At 68.0% G+C, this 17383-nt stretch carries 16 protein-coding genes and 1 pseudogene; 7 read left to right on the top strand and 10 right to left on the bottom strand.

From position 1 onward, the window contains the following. Nucleotides 1–146 precede the first annotated feature (146 nt). Together GD1_RS01850 and GD1_RS01845 are read right to left on the bottom strand one after the other, a co-directional pair. Nucleotides 147–692: a zf-HC2 domain-containing protein gene (locus GD1_RS01850; RefSeq protein WP_083533787.1), complete on the bottom strand. Its 546-nt coding sequence runs from the start codon at nt 690–692 to the stop codon at nt 147–149. Nucleotides 693–723: 31 nt separating this feature from the next. Further along, complete coding sequence (locus GD1_RS01845; protein ID WP_059035299.1) at nt 724–2721, bottom strand: cytochrome c oxidase assembly protein; 1998 nt, start codon at nt 2719–2721, stop codon at nt 724–726. A 160-nt stretch (nt 2722–2881) separates the two neighbouring features. Here GD1_RS01845 and GD1_RS01840 point away from each other — a divergent pair, with 160 nt between their 5' ends. Next, on the top strand, nt 2882–3613 hold the full coding sequence (locus GD1_RS01840; protein ID WP_059035297.1) for a DsbA family protein: 732 nt from the start codon (nt 2882–2884) through the stop codon (nt 3611–3613). Beyond that, nucleotides 3610–4254: a vitamin K epoxide reductase family protein gene (locus GD1_RS01835; protein ID WP_083533786.1), complete on the top strand. Its 645-nt coding sequence runs from the start codon at nt 3610–3612 to the stop codon at nt 4252–4254. Before GD1_RS01840 ends, GD1_RS01835 begins: the two co-directional genes overlap by 4 nt. A 413-nt stretch (nt 4255–4667) precedes the next feature. Here the strand turns inward: GD1_RS01835 and mftG are convergent, their stop codons facing one another. The 3 genes from mftG to mftE are packed head-to-tail and all read right to left on the bottom strand — an operon-like array spanning nt 4668 to nt 8232. Then, nucleotides 4668–5948 (bottom strand): mycofactocin system GMC family oxidoreductase MftG, encoded by a 1281-nt coding sequence (mftG, locus tag GD1_RS01830; protein WP_244882449.1) that lies wholly within the window; start codon nt 5946–5948, stop codon nt 4668–4670. 23 nt (nt 5949–5971) lie between these two features. Further along, entirely contained in the window at nt 5972–7513 is a 1542-nt protein-coding gene (mftF, locus tag GD1_RS01825; RefSeq protein WP_059035293.1) for a mycofactocin biosynthesis glycosyltransferase MftF, read from the bottom strand. Beyond that, nucleotides 7510–8232, bottom strand: coding sequence for a mycofactocin biosynthesis peptidyl-dipeptidase MftE (gene mftE / locus GD1_RS01820; protein WP_059035291.1), 723 nt, complete (start codon nt 8230–8232; stop codon nt 7510–7512). Before mftE ends, mftF begins: the two co-directional genes overlap by 4 nt. A gap of 182 nt (nt 8233–8414) precedes the next feature. Between mftE and GD1_RS01815 the strand changes: the two genes are divergently transcribed. Then, on the top strand, nt 8415–9527 hold the full coding sequence (locus GD1_RS01815; protein WP_059035288.1) for a CaiB/BaiF CoA transferase family protein: 1113 nt from the start codon (nt 8415–8417) through the stop codon (nt 9525–9527). A 72-nt stretch (nt 9528–9599) separates the two neighbouring features. Here GD1_RS01815 and GD1_RS01810 read toward each other — a convergent pair whose 3' ends face one another. From GD1_RS01810 to mftA, 5 genes are all read right to left on the bottom strand, one after another. After that, nucleotides 9600–10418 carry a mycofactocin-coupled SDR family oxidoreductase gene (locus GD1_RS01810; RefSeq protein ID WP_059035286.1) on the bottom strand — a complete coding sequence of 273 codons (819 nt, stop codon included), beginning with the start codon at nt 10416–10418 and terminating at the stop codon, nt 9600–9602. Nucleotides 10419–10461: 43 nt separating this feature from the next. Next, complete coding sequence (gene mftD / locus GD1_RS01805) at nt 10462–11664, bottom strand: pre-mycofactocin synthase MftD (protein ID WP_053777933.1); 1203 nt, start codon at nt 11662–11664, stop codon at nt 10462–10464. Between the two features lie 90 nt (nt 11665–11754). Continuing rightward, complete coding sequence (gene mftC / locus GD1_RS01800; protein ID WP_059035284.1) at nt 11755–13014, bottom strand: mycofactocin radical SAM maturase; 1260 nt, start codon at nt 13012–13014, stop codon at nt 11755–11757. A gap of 76 nt (nt 13015–13090) precedes the next feature. Next, a complete protein-coding gene (gene mftB, locus GD1_RS01795) occupies nt 13091–13456 on the bottom strand; it encodes a mycofactocin biosynthesis chaperone MftB (protein ID WP_053777934.1) in 366 nt (121 codons plus the stop codon). Beyond that, complete coding sequence (mftA, locus tag GD1_RS24120) at nt 13456–13578, bottom strand: mycofactocin precursor MftA (RefSeq protein ID WP_020790277.1); 123 nt, start codon at nt 13576–13578, stop codon at nt 13456–13458. The genes mftB and mftA overlap by 1 nt, the downstream gene beginning before the upstream one ends. Nucleotides 13579–13707: 129 nt before the next feature. On the opposite strand from mftA, the gene mftR reads away from it, so the two are divergent. From mftR to GD1_RS01775, 4 genes and pseudogenes are all read left to right on the top strand, one after another. Further along, the gene (mftR, locus tag GD1_RS01790) at nt 13708–14331 is read left to right on the top strand and encodes a mycofactocin system transcriptional regulator MftR (protein WP_244882448.1); all 624 of its coding nucleotides are present in this window, start codon (nt 13708–13710) and stop codon (nt 14329–14331) included. Nucleotides 14332–14464: 133 nt separating this feature from the next. Then, a complete protein-coding gene (locus tag GD1_RS01785; RefSeq protein WP_020790274.1) occupies nt 14465–15520 on the top strand; it encodes a ferredoxin--NADP reductase in 1056 nt (351 codons plus the stop codon). Nucleotides 15521–15651: 131 nt separating this feature from the next. After that, complete coding sequence (locus tag GD1_RS01780) at nt 15652–16920, top strand: chloride channel protein (RefSeq protein ID WP_083533788.1); 1269 nt, start codon at nt 15652–15654, stop codon at nt 16918–16920. A 210-nt stretch (nt 16921–17130) separates the two neighbouring features. Then, nucleotides 17131–17383 (top strand): annotated as a pseudogene (locus tag GD1_RS01775) (hypothetical protein); the annotation flags it as partial.

The following is a 17383-nucleotide window of genomic DNA, read 5'->3' as shown; positions in this document are numbered from 1 at the left end:
ATCGGCTCAACCACCAAAGAACGCGCCGCACACCATCATCGGTGGTCGAGATGTCCGCACCCACCCACCGAAACACGCAGCCCGCCATCATCGGTGGTCGAGTAGATCGTCCTCGCGCGCACCGAGGCCGCCCGGTCGAGCACACGTCACCGAGTCCGACGACGCAGTTCCCGGACCTCGGCCAGTGCGGTGTCGATCGCGTCGTCGTCGAAGACCGGTTCGTCGTCGGACACCGGGGCATCGGGCGCATCGTCACCGGCCGCACGGTGTGGTCGGTCGCGGCGGGCACCCACGGTCAGCGCGATCGTGACGACGACGGCGCAGGCGACGGCCACCGCGACCGCCACCGATCCGGAGGTCACCACGAGTGCCACGATCAGCGCACCGGACACCACGGCCCCGACACCGGCTGCCGTCCACCACATCCGTGTCCGACGGTCGGGTCCCCATCGGGGGGTGTGCCTCCCGCCCTCGGCGGCTTCGAGGATCCGGTCGGTGAGGTCGGGTCGGTCGTCGGTGATCACGCGCAACGAGTCACGGACGTGCGGGATCGCCAGGGACTGCAGCCGTCGGTACCATTCGGCGCAGTCGGGACATCCGGCGACGTGCTCGTCGACCCGCGCCGACGGCACGGTCTCCCGCTCCCCGTCGACCCGCGCCGACAGCGCCTCGCGCGCCACCTCACACCGCATGGTCCCGATTGTCCTCTTCCGGTCAAGCCGATCAGCGACGCGACTTGGCGAGTTCCTCGAGCATCTTGTTGTAGTTGTCGAGCTCGACGTCCTCGTAGGTCTCGGCATGCCGGTCGGCACGACGCGCCTCCCGGTTGTCCGACTTGGCCCACTGCGCGACGATCGCGATCACCACCAGCACCAGCGGCACCTCACTGGCACCCCAGGCGATGGCACCACCGAGCCACTGGTCGTGGGCGCGGTCGGCAACCCACGGCAGGTCGAGCTGACTGTAGAACTTGTCGCCGATCACCGACGACATGGTCATCAGCGCGATACCGAAGAACGCGTGGAACGGCATGACGCCGAACAGGTATCCGATGCGGGCGAGGTACGGGATGCGCTGCGGTCCGGGGTCGATGCCGATGACGACCCAGAAGAACAGGTATCCGATGATGATGAAGTGGATGGTCAGCAGGACGTGACCCCAGTGGTAGCGCGTGAACGTCCCGAAGATCGCCGTGAAGTACACCGCATACAGCGAGATCACGAACAGCACGAAGGCGACCGCCGGATTCGACAGCACCTTGGTGACCTTGGAGTGCAGCGCCCACAGCAGCCATTCACGCGGGCCGGGCGGCCGATGTGAGCCGCTGGTCGGCAGCGCACGCAGCGCGAGGGTGGCCGGTGCACCCAGCACGAGCAGTACCGGAGCGAACATGTTGAGCGACATGTGTTCGGCCATGTGCACGCTGAACATCGCCGATCCGTAGGCGCGGATACCCGATCCGGTCACCACGACCACCATCAGGCAGCCGAGCATCCAGGAGATGGTGCGCCCCCACGGCCAGGCGTCGCCGCGCTTGATCAGATGCCGGACGCCCACGCCGTAGAGGACGGCCGCGACGATGGCGGCGGCGCCCATCACGAAGTCGAAGCGCCAGTAGGAGAACAGTCGCCATGTGGTGGGTGCCCCGGGCAGTTCGTAGCCGAGGAAGACGTCCCAGGAGGTGAACTCGTGGGCGAGCAGCCCCGGTGCGACGCGGGTGTCCATGATCGCCCAGCAGGCCATCGCCAGCACCATCGCGACCGTCCCGACCAGCGCGACGGTGAGGCCACGACCCCGATCGGCGTCGTCGGAGTGCGAGCGCAGGGTGAGCACGCTGGTGACCAGGGCTGCGGCCAGTCCGATCAGCAGCAGCACCGAGGCGATGCCGAACGCGGTGGTGAACAGGTAGCGGGCGGGCACCAGGAAGGCGATCAGCCCGGCTCCGGAGGCCAGTCCGACGAGGTCGGCGATACCGACGATCCACGCGGTCCGACGCTGAAGGATCTGCCGGTCGTCGTCGGGGGTGATCGGCGGGGCGGTCAGCGCGGCCACCCGCACACCGATCGACACCGACACCGCCAGGATGAACAGGATCACCAGGCTGGTCATGTAGTCGTGGTTGGGTCCCTGCCCGCCGTTGCCGGCCATCGGCAGCGCCGCGACCGCGATCCCGGTGGGGATCACGAAGACCAGGTGGGCGATCCACGACAGGAAGAACCGGCTCAGCAGGGCGACGATGGTGGCGAAGATCGCCATCACCAGCCAGGCGACGGCTTTCTCACTGATCCCGATGGCGCTGAACAGCAGACCGTTGGACAGGATCTTGCCGAGGGGCTGCCCGTATCCGTCGGCGGCGGCCACACCCACCATCAGCCACGACAGCACCGCCCAGACGGGGGTGGCCGTCGAGACGAACCGGTGTGCCCGGTAGACGGTGGCGTCGATGATGCCGTCGTGATCGGGTCGGGCCGAGGTGACGACGAAGATCAACGCCCCCAGACACAGTGCACCGAGGGTGGCGCCGACGAAGTATCCGGCCACGTCGAGCACCGCGATCGGCCCACCCGGATACGGGTCGCCGCGTTCGATGTGTCTCGCGGAGCCACTGATCATGGCGTAGATCACGACGCCGAGCAGGGCGGCGAGGATCACGAGTCCCAGCCCTCGGCCCACCTGTGAGACCGACCTGCGTGCTGTCGGTGCTTCATCCACGGAGGTCATGTGAACAAACGTCTCCTAGCGACGCCGCAGCGTACTGGCGTCCCGGCCAGTCTACGACGCCGTGTAGGGGTGCCCCCAGCCCGCCGTCGCGGCCGGTACGCTGAACACCGGCGCAAAGGCGCCTGAGCCCGATGTTGCGGACCAGGAGTGTGAGAAACCAGTGGCAAACAAGCCCCGGAAACCGGTCGTCGATCCGCGAGCAGCCGAACGCCGGCGCTCCCTGTTCATGAAGATCGGCACGGTGGTCGCGGTCGTCGTCATCGCCGTCGTGGTCTTCGTCGCGATCGTCCTCACCAACAAGTCGTCCACCGGCGACGCCACCGCCCCGTCGGTCGCCACCGGCGACGCCTTCCGCATCACCGCGGCACCGGCCGGCACCACTCCCGCGGTCACGGTGACGATCCTCGAGGACTTCCAGTGCCCGGCATGTAAGCAGTTCGAGCAGCTCTACGGTGACGCGCTCGCCCAGTTGCGGACCAACCCCAAGGTGGCCGTCGACTACCGTCCGATCGCGATCCTCGACCGCATGTCGACCACCGACTACTCGACCCGCGCCGCCAACGCGTCGGCCTGTGTCGCGGAATCGACCAAGGGCGCCAACAACTTCGAGGTGTGGCTCAAGTTCCACAACCTGCTGTACTTGAACCAGCCGACCGAGGGCGGCGCCGGGCTCACCGACAGTCAGCTGACCACCTACGCCAACCAGGCCGGGGCACAGAACATCTCCGACTGCGTCAACGACGGCCAGTTCAAGAGCTGGGTCGCCGACCAGACCAAGAGCGCCGACGTCACCGCCACGCCGACCGTGCGGATCAACGGCAAGGACGTCGAGCTCAGCACCCCGGATGCACTGCTCGCCGCCGTGAACGAGGCCGGGGGCGCACAGCAATGACCACCGACGCCGTGACCGAGCCCGACGCCACCCCGGAGCCCGTCGACGCATCCGCCGGATCGTCGTGGGCGGGGTTCCGCCCCTCCGTGGGTGTCGGTACCGGGATCGCCGTTCTCGTTCTCGGCATCATCGGATTCGTCGCGTCGTCGACGCTCACCATCGAGCGCATCGAGCTGCTGATCGACCCGAACTACCGACCCAGCTGCAGCATCAACCCGGTGCTGTCGTGCGGTTCGGTGATGGTCACCGAGCAGGCCCGCCTGTTCGGTTTCCCCAATCCGCTGATCGGTATCGCCGCGTTCTCGGTGATCATCGTCACCGGCGCGCTGGCCACCGGCCGGGTCTCCCTACCGCGTTGGTACTGGCTCGGCCAGACCATCTTCACCGCACTCGGATTCGTCTTCGTCAACTGGCTGGCCTTCGAGAGCCTGTACTCGATCAATGCACTGTGCCCGTACTGCATGGTGGTGTGGACCGTCACCCCGATCATCCTGATCATCAGTGCCGGAAGGCTGTTCGCCGAGACCGACCGCGCCCGCGAGATCCGGTCGTGGCTGTGGGTGCTGCTCCCGATCTGGTACGTCATCGTGATCATGCTCATCGGTATCCAGTTCTGGGACTACTGGTCGACGCTGTTCTGAGCTCGACCGACGTCGGCTTCACCACCTGGTCATACCAGTTCGTGGGGCCGACTCGGGCGGTGACCACCTCGGAGGTGGTCACCGCCCCACGCATGTCACGGAGATCTCGACACGGGTCCTCGCCCTTCCGGCTCGGTCCCGGCTCGATCACCAAGAACTGATGGTTGAGCCGACGAGGAGCGAAGCGACGAGTCGAGTCGAAACCCCCGCAACCCGAACCCGTGACGCAACCACCCCCGAACGTAGTCACCACCCCACACACGTCACGAAGATCTCGACACGGGTCCTCGCCCTTCCGGCTCGGTCCCGGCTCGATCACCAACACCGCCCTTCCGGCTCGGTCCCGGCTCGATCACCAACAGGACCCCCGCAAGCCGAACTCGTGGCGCAACCACCTCGGAAGTGGTCACCACCTATGCCAGGGTCTCCCCCACGCGGTAGGCGACCATCATCGTCGTGGCGTGGGGGCCGCTGCGACCGTCGCCGGGCAGGATCGAACCGTCGACGATCCGCAGACCTCGTACACCGTCGACGACGCCTGCACCATCGGTCGCAACTCCCATCGGCATGGTGCCCCACGCGTGCTGCGATGTCCCGACCGTCGGATCGATCATGATGCTTCCGGATTCGACGATGCCGGCGAACTCTGACGAGGCGAGCATGTCCCGGACATCGTCGGCGATCGCCGACAACGTCTGAAGCACAACGCGTTCCGGGTCGTCCAGGTGTAGTCGCACCTCGCCCGTGTCGTCGAGGAACACCTGCCCGGTACCGGCCGGGCGCATCCCACATACCCCGATGACCGGCCGCCGGCCCGACACTCCCCCGATGTAGCGACCGAAATCGTCGGAATAGCAACGGATCTCGACCCCGCTCTCGGTGTGGACCACCGATTGCAGCAGGGCGGGAAGGTCGGCGGCGGAGGTCTCCTGGCGTCGGCGGTAGCCGACCAGGATCTCCCGGTGCTCACCGACGCCGAGGGTTCGAGGCACCGACAACCCGCCGGAACGCAACAGGATGCCCGCCGTCCCGAGGGTGCCCGCACACAAGATCACCTCGCCGCATGCGATGTCACCCGACGCGGTGCGGACCCCGGTGACCCGGCCGTCGACGACGAGCACCTCACCGACGGTGACCCCGGTGCGGACGGTGAGTCCCGGTCTTCCGATCGCGGGCCTCAGGAAGGCCTCCGCGGAGGTCATCCGGAGGCCGTCGCGCCGATTGCTGACAACGCGGTTCAGGCCGACGATCGGCCAGGGGTCCCCGGGTGGACGAACCGGGATGCGGGTCCGCCAGAAGGATTCGAATGCGATTGCGGTGTCGCCGAGTTCGTCGTCGCCGAAGGGGCTCGCCGACATCCGACCATGCGGTCCGTCGAGCTCGGCGTAGGCGGCCTCGACGGTGTCGAGATCCCATCCGGCGGGCCAGTCGTCGAAGTCGTCGCGGTGCCGGCGCAGGAAGTAGGCGCCGTTGACCGCCGACGACCCGCCGAGTCCGCGACCGCGCACCACCGGCAGTCCGGACGCCTCGGGTACCGGTGTCGCATGCGGTTCCCCCGAACCGATCGGCAGCCGCTGCAGCGAGCGCACGGCGTCGTCCGGCCAGCCCGGGCCCTGCTCGAGCAGCAGCACCGTGCGTGTGCCGCCGCGGGTCAACGCATCGGCAAGCACGGAGCCGGCACTGCCGGCACCCACCACGACGACGTCGAACCGATCGGTCAGCGCGTCACCACCGGACGCAGTGCCCCGAGATCACGTTCGCGCACAACGCCTTCCCACAGCCCGGTGCCGTAGGCGAGGTCGTCCAGGCGGCGACACAGCAGGTAGCTGAACGGCCCCATACTCGGGCCGAGCGACGGATCGCTGATCACCGACCGCACCCATTCGACGAGGCCCTCGATCACCGCCAATTCGATCACCAGTCGCCGGAAGCGACGCGACAGCAGGGCCATGATCAACGCCAGCGGCCAGTAGTGACGACAGATCGCCGCCGATGCCTGCAGCAGCCCGTACCCGGCGGCGCGGCCGGTCATCTGCCCGGCCACCACCGATGCCCCCGGAAGATCGCCGAGCCTGCCACGCAGTCGAGCGGCCGCCTGGGCGAGCACGACGAAGGCGACGACCATGCCGATCTTGGTGCGGGTCAGCAGCGCGGCGACGGCGACCGCCATCGACACGGTCATCACCATCGGCGCGGCCATCGTCCCGTGCCGTTGCGCGAGGAAGGCCGCCCCGGTCCCGTAGTAGCGGCGCCGTGAGAGCACCTGACGCATCCCCGTACGGTGATCGTGGGAGACGCGGGCCACCGGGTCGTAGCGCATCCGCCAGCCCGCCTCGTGCAGGCGCCAGCACAGATCCACGTCCTCGGCCACCCGCAGATCCTCGTCGAATCCGGGAAAAGCACTGCGCCGCAGGATCATCGCCGCACTGGGCACGTATGGGACCGGGGTGCCGGGAACCACCGACGCCTCGGTGGGCCCCATGTCCAGCGAGGAGTGACTGTTCTCGTAGCGCTCGGCGAGTGACTGCCGACCCCGTCCGGGGCCACCGCGCGCCGACAACCCGACGATCCGCGGTGCCGCGAGCGCCACCATCGGATCGGAGAAGTGGGCGAGCAGCATCATCAGCCATTCGGGGTCGGGCACCACATCGGAGTCGAGGAAGGCGACGAAGTCGGTCTGCGCGGCGGCCGCACCGGCGTTGCGTGCGGCGGCCGGACCGCGGTTCTCCTCGAACCGGATCACCCGGACCCGGGGGCGTGCGGTGACGACCAGGCCGTCGGCGGCCGAATCCTCGGTGACCGCTTCGGCGGTGGAGGAATCGCCTGCGGCGCAATCGGTGTGGCTCGCATCGACCCGGATCGGCTCGGCCGATCCGTCGTCCACCACGATCACCTCGTGGCAGTCGAGCGCGGCGATCAGACGGTCGACCCCGGATTGGTTGTCGCACACCGGGATCACCACGGCCACATCGTCGATCCTGGGTCCCGACATCGGGCGCGGATGGGCGATACCCGACTCGAGGAGGGTGCGGGCGAGCGACCGGGTGGGCGGATCACACACCTCGATGCGGCCGTCGGCCGACGTCATGCCGAGTGCGGCGTCGGACATCCGCAACATCCGCGTCGGCGATCCGCCGACCAGGTAACGCAGGTCTCCACGCCGGGCACATCGCATGTCGATCTGCACCTGGAAGCCGTCGGGCAGTACCTGCTCGGCCGGTGCCACGCCCGCCTCCGCGTCCCGTTCGACCGCTGTCATCGAAGTCGTCCCCCGTCGTCGACCGTCCATTCCGTCAGCGCCCGGACCAGATCGTCCACCGCCCCGTCCAACAGCCGGGCGCCGTGTTCGGCCGACGCCGACCGCGGGTCACCCAGGATACCGTTGCCGCTCACCGCCGCGACCCCACCGGCCCGCATCGCGCCGAGCAGTTCGCGCATCGGTGCGACGTTACCCGCCTCGAGCCGGCCGGTGTGCACCAATCCGGGTGAAAGGTGAAGCAGGATCGACGTTTCGGTATGCCCCGCGTGGGCGTCGGCATCCGGGAAGACACACGGGTACCAGGCGACCTCACGTGCCTCATAACGCAACCTGGCCACCGCACCGGCGACGGTCGCGACGTTGCCGCCGTGGCCGTTGACGAAGACGATCCGTCCCGCCCACCGGCACGCACTGCGCCCGTATTCCAGCAGGACCTGGTGCAATGCCTCGTGCCCGAGCGAGATGGTGCCGGCGAACCCCTCGTGTTCACCGCTGGCGCCGTACGACAGTTCCGGGGCCACCCAGCTGTTCGACGGGGTGCGCTCCCCGGCCCGGGTGGCGATCGCCACCGCGATCCGGGTGTCGGTGTCCAGGGGCAGGTGCGGGCCGTGCTGTTCCACCGCACCGACCGGGACCAGCAGCGTGAGGTCGGCGACGGCGTCTTTGCGGGTTTCCACTTCCGGCCAGGTCGCAGTCCCCAACGCCGCCGGTTGTCTCATTCCAGAGAGTCTAGTGCGGTCACGCCGTGCGGGTAACCGTCTCGCCCGCCCGAATCGGGGCGATCGACCGCTCTTCCCCGTCCGCCGAGACCTACTTGGCGAGCGCTCGATCGGTTGTGTCATCCTGGTAACCGAATCGTGATGCCCGACACAGTGGCACACCTCGACCGGAGGGACCGCATATGAGTGACACCGCAGCACCCACCAGCGGTAAGACTGGACCGCTGAATCGGATTCGTGTGATCGAGTTCGCCGGGATCGGCCCCGGCCCGCATGCGGCGATGATGCTCGCCGACCTCGGCGCCGACGTCATCCGCGTGCAGCGCCCCGGCAGTCTGCCCAAGGAGGGCGCCCCGGCCGACGCCCTGCTGCGCGGCCGGCGTGTGGTGGAGGCCAACCTCAAGGATCCCGCCGACAAGGACGTCATCGAGGGCCTGGTCGCCAAGGCCGACGTGATCCTCGAGGGCTTCCGGCCCGGTGTCATGGAGCGGCTGGGCCTGGGCCCGGACGATCTCGCCGCGATCAACCCCGGCCTGATCTACGGCCGGATGACCGGCTGGGGCCAGGAAGGCCCGCGCGCCCAGCTCGCCGGACACGACATCAACTACATCTCGCTGACCGGAATGCTGCATGCGATCGGCCGCAACGGTGAGCGCCCGGTGCCGCCGCTGAACCTGGCCGGCGACTTCGGCGGCGGGTCGATGTTCCTCGTCATGGGCGTGCTCGCGGCCCTGGTCGAACGCCAGTCGTCGGGCCGCGGCCAGGTGATCGACGCGGCGATGGTCGACGGCGCTTCGGTTCTGGGACAGATGATGTGGGCGTTCCGCGGCCTCGGCCTGTGGAAGGACGAGCGCGGTGCCAACATGCTCGACACCGGCGCCCCCTACTACGAGGTCTACGAGACCTCCGACGGCAAGTACATGGCCGTCGGCGCGATCGAGCCGCAGTTCTATGCCGAACTGCTCAAGGGCCTGGGCCTGTCCGACGCCGACCTGCCCGCCCAGACCGACGTCACCCGCTCGGCCGAGCTCAAGGCCGTGTTCACCGAGACCTTCGCCTCCCGCACCCGTGACGAATGGGCCAAGATCTTCGAGGGCACCGATGCCTGCACCTCCCCGGTGCTGAACTTCGACGAGGTGGCCGCCGATCCGCACATGGCCGCCCGCGCCAATCTCGTCGAGATCGACGGCGTCGTCCAGGCGCAGGTCGCCCCGCGCTTCTCGCGCACCTCCCCGCAGACCCCGGCCGGTCCGGCCCGCACCGCCACCGACCCGGCGTCGATCTGGAACGACTGAACACACCCCGATGACCAAGGCCCCCACGGATTCCCGTGGGGGCCTTGGTCATCGGTGGGTCAAGCCGGGGTGTCAGACCTTGGAGTTGCCCATGTCGATCGGCATCTGCATACCGGTGATCGCGCGCGACTGCGGCGACATCAGGTAGAGCACCGCGTCGGAGATGTCGTCGAGGGTCGCGACCGGGTAGTCGTCCATCATCGAGATGAAGTACCGGGTGTACTCGCCCATCTCGGTGAACACCCGCATCGCCGACGAGTCTCCCACCCCCATCGGGGTGTCCACCGCGTACGGGTGGATGGAGTTGACCCGGATCCGGTGCGGGGCCAGTTCTTTCGCGACGGTCTGGGCCATCCCGGTGAGTGCGAACTTCGACGCCGAGTACGACGCCTGCACCGGCATCGCCTTGAGTCCGGCCACCGAGCTCACGATCACGATCGACTGGCTGCGCCGCTCTCCGGCCAGCAGGGCGGGAATGGTGGCGCGCAACGTCTTCCACGTTCCGGTGACGTTGACGTCGAGCACGTCGGTGAACTGCGCCTCCGACAGTTCCCAGGTGAGGCCCCAGGTGAGGATGCCGGCATTGGCGATGACGTGGTCGAGCCTGCCGAACTGCTGGACGCCGTCGGCGACCAGTTGTTCCTGGAAGGCCAGGTCACGGATGTCGCCCTGCCGGGCGAGGATCTTGCCGCCGGCCTCCTCGACCAGCCGGACGGTCTCCTCGAGGTCCTCGGCGGTGGCCGCCGGATAGGTGGTGTGGTCGGCCACGGGTCCCGCGATGTCGAGTCCGACGATCGCGGCACCTTCGCGCGCGAACCGGATCGCATGATTGCGACCCTGTCCGCGCGCGATACCGGTGATGTAGACGACCTGGCCGTCAAACTGTCCCATGACAGAACTGTAACACGTTCTAGTTCTGCCGTGGAGGGTGTTCTCAGGCGTCGCCGTAGGACCGTTCGAAGCCCTCGGGGATGATCAGGTCGTCGCGGCTCAACTCGTGAACACTCTTGCGCCCCAAGCCCATCAGCACACCGTCGAGACCCATCCGGAGCAGGTCGAGGACGTTCTCCACGCCCGGCTGACCGTTGGCGGCCAGACCCCACAGGTAGGCGCGGCCGATCATCACGGCCTTGGCACCCAGCGCGAGCGCCTTGGCCACGTCACTGCCGCGGCGGATACCGCCGTCGAGCAGCACGTCGAGCTCGTTGCCGACGGCGTCGGCGATCGGCCCGAGCACGCGGATGGTGGCCGGGGTGCCGTCGAGGTTGTTGCCGCCGTGGTTGGACACCGAGATCGCCGAGGCACCGATGTCGACGGCGCGCTTGGCATCGTCGATCCGGGTGATGCCCTTGACCATGAACGGCCCGTCCCACTGCTCACGCAGCCACTTGAGGTCCTCCCAGGTGGGCGGAGGGGTGTTCATCCACTCGTAGTAGGCGCCGAAGAAGGTGGGGCCTGCGGTGCCCACGGTCGGCGGCAGGTTGGGGGCGGTGAGGTCGGGGATGATGATCTTGCCGTCACGGATCCAGTCCATGGCGTAACGCGGCTTGAGCGCGATCTCCGGGGCCAGTCGCAGCAACGCCTTGAAGTCGACCTTCTCCGGGATCTCCGGGCTGCCCCAGTCACGACCGATGTTGAACACCCAGTCGGTGGTGACGATCAGACCCTTGGCGCCGGCCTCCTTGGCCCGCTGCACACGGGCGAGGATGTCGTCGCGGCTGCCGAGCCAGTAGATCTGGAAGAAGATCTTGTCGTTGACCGCGGTCACCTCCTCGACGGGGTGACTGGCGAAGCTCGACAGGCCCATCGCGGTCCCGCGGGCGGCGGCGGCCCGGGCGACGGCGACCTCGCCGTCGGGATCGACCGCCTGCACACCGGTCGGGCTGATCATGACGGGGAACGAGATCTCCTGCCCCATCACGGTTGTCGACATCTCGCGGTCGGGCTGCACACCGACCACGTGCGGGGCGAAGCCGAGTTCCTTGAAGGCCTCGGTGTTGTCGTTGACGGTCACCCCCGCCTGTGTGCCGGCGACCAGCGACGAGTACACCGACTTGGGCAGTCGCTTCTTGGCGCGACGCTGCGCCTCGGTGACGGTTTCGAACCAGGGGTTGCGGGCCCAGGGATTGGTGACCATTGTTTTCCTACCTGTTTTCCATCTCGTGTTGCGGGCACCACCGATTCGCCCGGCCGCCGACCGGGCGAATCGATGATCACCGTGTGGGGGTTACAGAGAGAATCCGGCGAGCGGGTTCTCGTCACAGCTCTTCGACGGCGGACCGCCGATCGGAGCCATCTCGCCGTCGGGCCGGCGCGTCATCAACGTCAGCGGCGTCCCGCGCGAATGATCCTTGTTCGCAGTCGGTTTGGAGCGTTCCCCGGCGAGCAGCTCCTCGCCGTAGCCCTGGACGCACTCGGGGTCGGGACCGGCCAGGGGCAGGCCGGTGAAGAACTTGGCCGCCATGCAGCCGCCGCGGCAGGCGTCGAAGTGGGCGCACTTGGTGCAGGCGCCGGCGTTCTGCGGCTCACGCAGTTCGGTGAACAGATCCGATCGCTGCCAGATCTCCTGGAAACCGCCGCCGGTGGTGATGTTGCCGGCCAGGAAGTTCTCGTGGATCGCGAACGGGCAGGCGTAGACGTCGCCCACCGGGTCGATCAGGCAGACCACGCGACCGGCACCGCACAGGTTGAGGCCGGGCAGGCCACCACCGTTGGCACCACCGAACGCCGACAGATGGAAGAACGAGTCACCGGTCAGCACGTTGTCGCCATGTGCGACAAGCCATTCGTAGAGATCACGCTGCTGCGACGGCAGCGGGTGCAGGTCGTCCCACACATCGGCACCGCGACCGGACGGACGTAGGCGGGTGATCCGCAGCGTGGCGTTGTAGCGGTCGGCGAGCGCCTTGAACTCGTCGAGCTGTGCGACGTTCTGGCGGGTCATCACGACGCTGATCTTGGCGTCGGCGAACCCCGCCTCGTGCAGGTTCTCCAGGGCGCGCACGGCCATGTCGAAGGACCCCGGACCGCGAACGGCGTCGTTGACCTCGGCGGTCGCGCCGTCCAGCGAGATCTGGACGTCGACGTAATCCGACGCGGCCAGACGTGCGGCGACCTTCTTGTCGATGCGTAATCCGTTGGTGGAGAACTTGACCCCCACCTGATGGCTGGTGGCGTAGTCGACCAGCTCCCAGAAGTCGGGGCGCACCGTCGGCTCGCCGCCGCCGATGTTCACATAGAACACCTGCATCCGCTGCAGCTCGTCGATGATGGACTTGCACTGCTCGGTCGACAGCTCGCGCGGATCGCGTTTACCCGACGACGACAGGCAGTGCACACACGCGAGGTTGCACGCGTAGGTGAGCTCCCAGGTGAGACAGATCGGGGCGTCGAGACCACGCTCGAACTGATCGACCAGCCGACCGACCGCGGGACGCTGACCGCGTTCGGATTCGGTTGCGATGGGCGGCAACTCGAGGGTTGTCATCGGGTTCTCCTTGGACTAGAGGAGGGGTGGACGAGGACGCCGGGGCAGTCGGCGACCGGGGTGACGAGAAGATCGATCAGCGACGGGTGATCATGCCGGAATCGGCGAGCGTCGCCAGTGCCTGCAGGTACAGCGGGCGGTCGACGGTGTCGATCGCGGCCGCCGACAATGCCTGCTCGGCGGTGTCGAAGGTGGACAGCGACTGCACGATCCCAACCACCGTGAGGTTCTTCAGGAACGAGAGCTTGCGGGTACCGAAGTGATAGAGCAAGGCGCCGAACGGTTCTGGCCGCAAAGCCACCTTGGGGTTGAGTTCCCACGCCGCGTCGAGATCGAAAGCGGTTGCGGCACGGGGCGTATGGGTGGGCGCTGGGTCGGCGCTCCGGCCGCCGGTGACCGCGGGGCGGTCACCGGCAACCGGGGCAGATGTCGGGGAGGACATCAGTAGACCCCGCACATCCCGTCGATCGACACCTCTTCGACGAGCGACTCGCCGACGAGCTCGGTCTCCACGTCAGCGGGAACCGACGCGTCGTGAGTGGACTTACTCGACTGATCTGCCATGATCCAAACCTCCTGTAGATCGGGTAGTGATGCGGATCACGAGTCACTATAATGACACCCGGTGCAGAAACACACCCCCAAAACAGAAAAGCTGCCCAGATGGACAGGTGGAGAACAGGTGCAGGGAGCGTGACCAGCGTGAACAACCCGACCACGGCGACCGAGCCGTCGGCCCAACCCGGCCGCCGCCCGCGGACCTCCCGCGCGGAGATCTCCGGCGTCGCCATCGAGATGTTCACCGCGAGCGGCTTCGAGGAGACCAGCGTCGACGACATCGCCGACGCCGTCGGCATCGCGCGCCGCACCCTCTTCCGGTACTTCCCGTCGAAGAACGCGATCCCGTGGGGCGACTTCGATTCCCACCTCGACGAGCTACGGGCCATGCTCGACGAGATCCCCCAGGACCTGCCGATCGCCGAGGCACTGACCCGTGCACTGACCGCCTTCAACCACGTGCCCGCCGACACCATCGGACACCATCGGCGACGGATGGGCCTGCTGCTCGGGGTACCCAGCCTGCAGGCACACTCGATGCTCATGTACGCCGACTGGCGGCAGGTCATCGCCGAGTTCTGCGCCCATCGCCTCGGCGTCCCGGAGACCGATCACCTGCCACAGACGATCGGCTGGATGAGCCTGGGCACCGCCCTCGCCGCCTACGAGCACTGGCTCGCCGACCCCGACGCCGACCTCGACGAGCTCATCCGGACCGGGTGCACACTCCTCGCCGACGGAGTCCGGGCCCTGCACTGAGCCCTCGACCCGGCCCCGGCGATTACCCTGGTCCCGGAAGCGGCCACTCCACAGCCCCGGAGTTTTCGGCTACGCTCTCAAACTAGAACACGTTCTAATTTCATTCCCCGTACCATCCAGGAGACCGCCGGACATGACCGAACTGACGCCACACGGCTCCCGCAGCGTGATCCTGACCGTGGCCGAGGTCATCGACGAGACCGCCGACGCCCGCTCGATCGTCTTCGAGATCCCGGACACCGCCAAGGAAGCGTTCACCGACTACAAGCCGGGACAGTTCCTCACCCTGCGCATCCCGAGCGATCAGACCGGCTCGGTGGCGCGCTGCTACTCCCTCGCGTCCTCCCCCGCCGGCGACGAACTGCCGAAGGTCACCGTCAAACGAACCGTCGAGGGCTACGGCTCCAACTGGGTCTGCGACAACCTCGCCGCCGGTTCCCAGGTCGAGGTGCTGCCGCCGTCAGGTGTGTTCACCCCCCGATCGTTCGACGAGCCCATGCTGCTCATCGCCGCAGGCAGCGGCGTCACCCCGGTGATGTCGATCCTCAAGACCGCCCTGAACCGCGGCAACCGGCCCGTCGTGTTCTTCTACGCCAACCGTGGCACCGACGACGTGATCTTCGCCGCCGAGCTGCGCGAACTGCAGGCCACCCACGCCGACCGGCTGACCGTCGTCCACTGGCTCGAGTCGTTGCAGGGTCTGCCGTCGGAGGCCACGCTCACCACCCTGTTCCGCGCCTTCCTCGGTCACACCGCCTACCTGTGCGGCCCCGGACCGTTCATGGAGGCCGTGCACAAGGGCCTGGAGAACGCCGGTTTCGCCCACCACGACGTCCACACCGAGGTCTACAACTCGCTGTCGGGGGACCCGTTCGTCGACGTCGTGCTCGAGGAGGTCAGCGACGAGGAACAGGCCGACGCCGCGACCGTCGAGGTGGAGCTCGACGGTGAGACACACGAGTTGTCGTGGCCGCGTAGACGCACCCTGATCGACATCATGCTCGAGGCCGGACTGGATGCCCCGTACTCCTGCCAGGAGGGCGAATGCGGTTCGTGCGCTTGCACTCTCACCGAGGGTTCGGTCGACATGGACAACGCCGGCGCCCTGGACCCGGAGGACATCGCCGACGGCTACATCCTCGGCTGCCAGGCGCATCCGACGTCGGATCGCCTGCGTATCGAGTTCTGAGTCCGCGGCTGCGGCGCCGTGGGCGCCGACGGCATTAAGGTCGATTCGTGCCGCCGCAGAAACCGGACGAGTCGCCCACCCACGATCCCGGCGATCCCGACGTCGACCCCACCACCCGGGTCGTCGTCTGGATGACCCTGCTCGCCGCCGTCGCCGGCGTGATCACCGGGTTCGTCGGCGGCGCCTTCCGCTGGCTGCTGGTACGCGCCGACCGCCTCCGACTCGACATCGTCGCCTGGGCGCATGATGCCGGTCCGGCCGGCTGGCTGGTCCCGATCGCGGTGTCGGCGGTGGCCGCCGGGATCGCCGGGCTGATCGGCGCGCGCATCCCGCTGTCGGCGGGCAGCGGTATCCAGCATGTCGAGGCAGTCGACCGCAAGGAGGCCGACCCGCCGACCGGTGAGGTCATCCCGGCACGCTTCGTCGGCGGCCTGCTGTCGATCGGCATCGGCGGCCTCGTCCTCGGCCGCGAGGGTCCGACGGTGCACATGGGTGCGGCGATCGGCGCGCTGTGCGGCCGGCTCGTCCGTGCCACCGCCGACGAGATCCGGGTGCTGCAGTCGGTGATGTCGGGGGCCGGGCTCGCGGTCGCGTTCAACGCCCCGATCGGCGGCGCCCTCTTCTGTCTGGAGGAGGTGGCCCACACGATCAGACTGCGCTACGTCCTGTGGACGATGTCGGCGGTCGCACTGGCGGTGATGTGCAGTCGGGTGATCCTCGGCGACCATCCCGACTTCCAGGTCTTCGACGTGGCCGAGCCCGCGTTCTCCACGCTGCCGGTGTTCGTCGTGTTCGGCGGACTCCTCGCCCTGCTCGGTGTCGCCTACGGATGGCTGATCCGCGCCTGCCTGACGGCATTCGCCGCGGTCTCACACATCCCCAAGCCGCTCAGGTCCGCGGCCATCGGTGCCGTGATCGGCGCGGTGCTGATGGTCGACGCCGACCTGGTCGGCGGTGGCGACACCCTGACCCAGGCGATCCTCGCCGGGCAGCACCTGACGTTCATCGCCCTCGTGGTGATCATGGTGGTGCGGTTTGCCGCCGGCCCACTCTCATACGCGGCCAACACATCCGGTGGCCTGTTCGCCCCGATGCTCGCACTCGGGGCGCTGTGCGGCGTGCTGTTCGCCCGCGTCCTGGACCTGCTCTGGGCGGGGCTCGGCACCGACCTGCTGCCGGCGCTCATGCTGGTCGGGATGGCGACCCTGTTCACCTCGGTGGTGCGGGCACCGCTGACCGGCGCGGTGCTGGTGATGGAGATGACCGCGACCACCTCGGTCGCGGTCGCGATCCTCGCCGCCGGCGCGGCCGCGATGATCGTGGCGCAGTTGCTCGACGCTCCCCCGATCTACGACAGCCTCCGTCAACGGATGCTGGGCGCCGAACCGGACGAACGCTGACCGGGTACCCGAATCCGTCGACCGGGTACCATCTTCCATCGACCGGGCAGCGAATCGCCTGCGCCACAGGCCGGTCCGGCCGTCGGCACCACTCGAGGACGAGACCTCCGTCATGGTCGGACCGCCAGGCCGGCACGTCCACCTATCGGCTGCAGCCGATCCACCTGCGCCGACACGCTTTTTGTCAGACCCCGTCTGTATGTTCGAACCATGTCCACCGAGATCCCCCCACCACCGTCGGCACACGCCGACGACGGTGCCCACGGCGATCCACACTGGACCGACCTCATCGCCACCGACGACACCCTCCCCGTGCCCGACCGCCTCCGCGGCGACGAACACCTCACCGCCACCGATCTCACCGAGATCATCGCCCACTGCGCCTCCACCCGCGCCACCGCCATGTTCCGCCTCATGCAAGCCGCCTCCCTCATGTACGAGGAATACGAAGAGAACCACCAAC

It is taken from the genome of Gordonia desulfuricans NBRC 100010 (assembly GCF_001485495.1).
In the GTDB taxonomy this organism is placed as follows: Bacteria; Actinomycetota; Actinomycetes; order Mycobacteriales; family Mycobacteriaceae; genus Gordonia; species Gordonia desulfuricans.
This window is presented reverse-complemented; position numbering and strand designations above follow the sequence as displayed.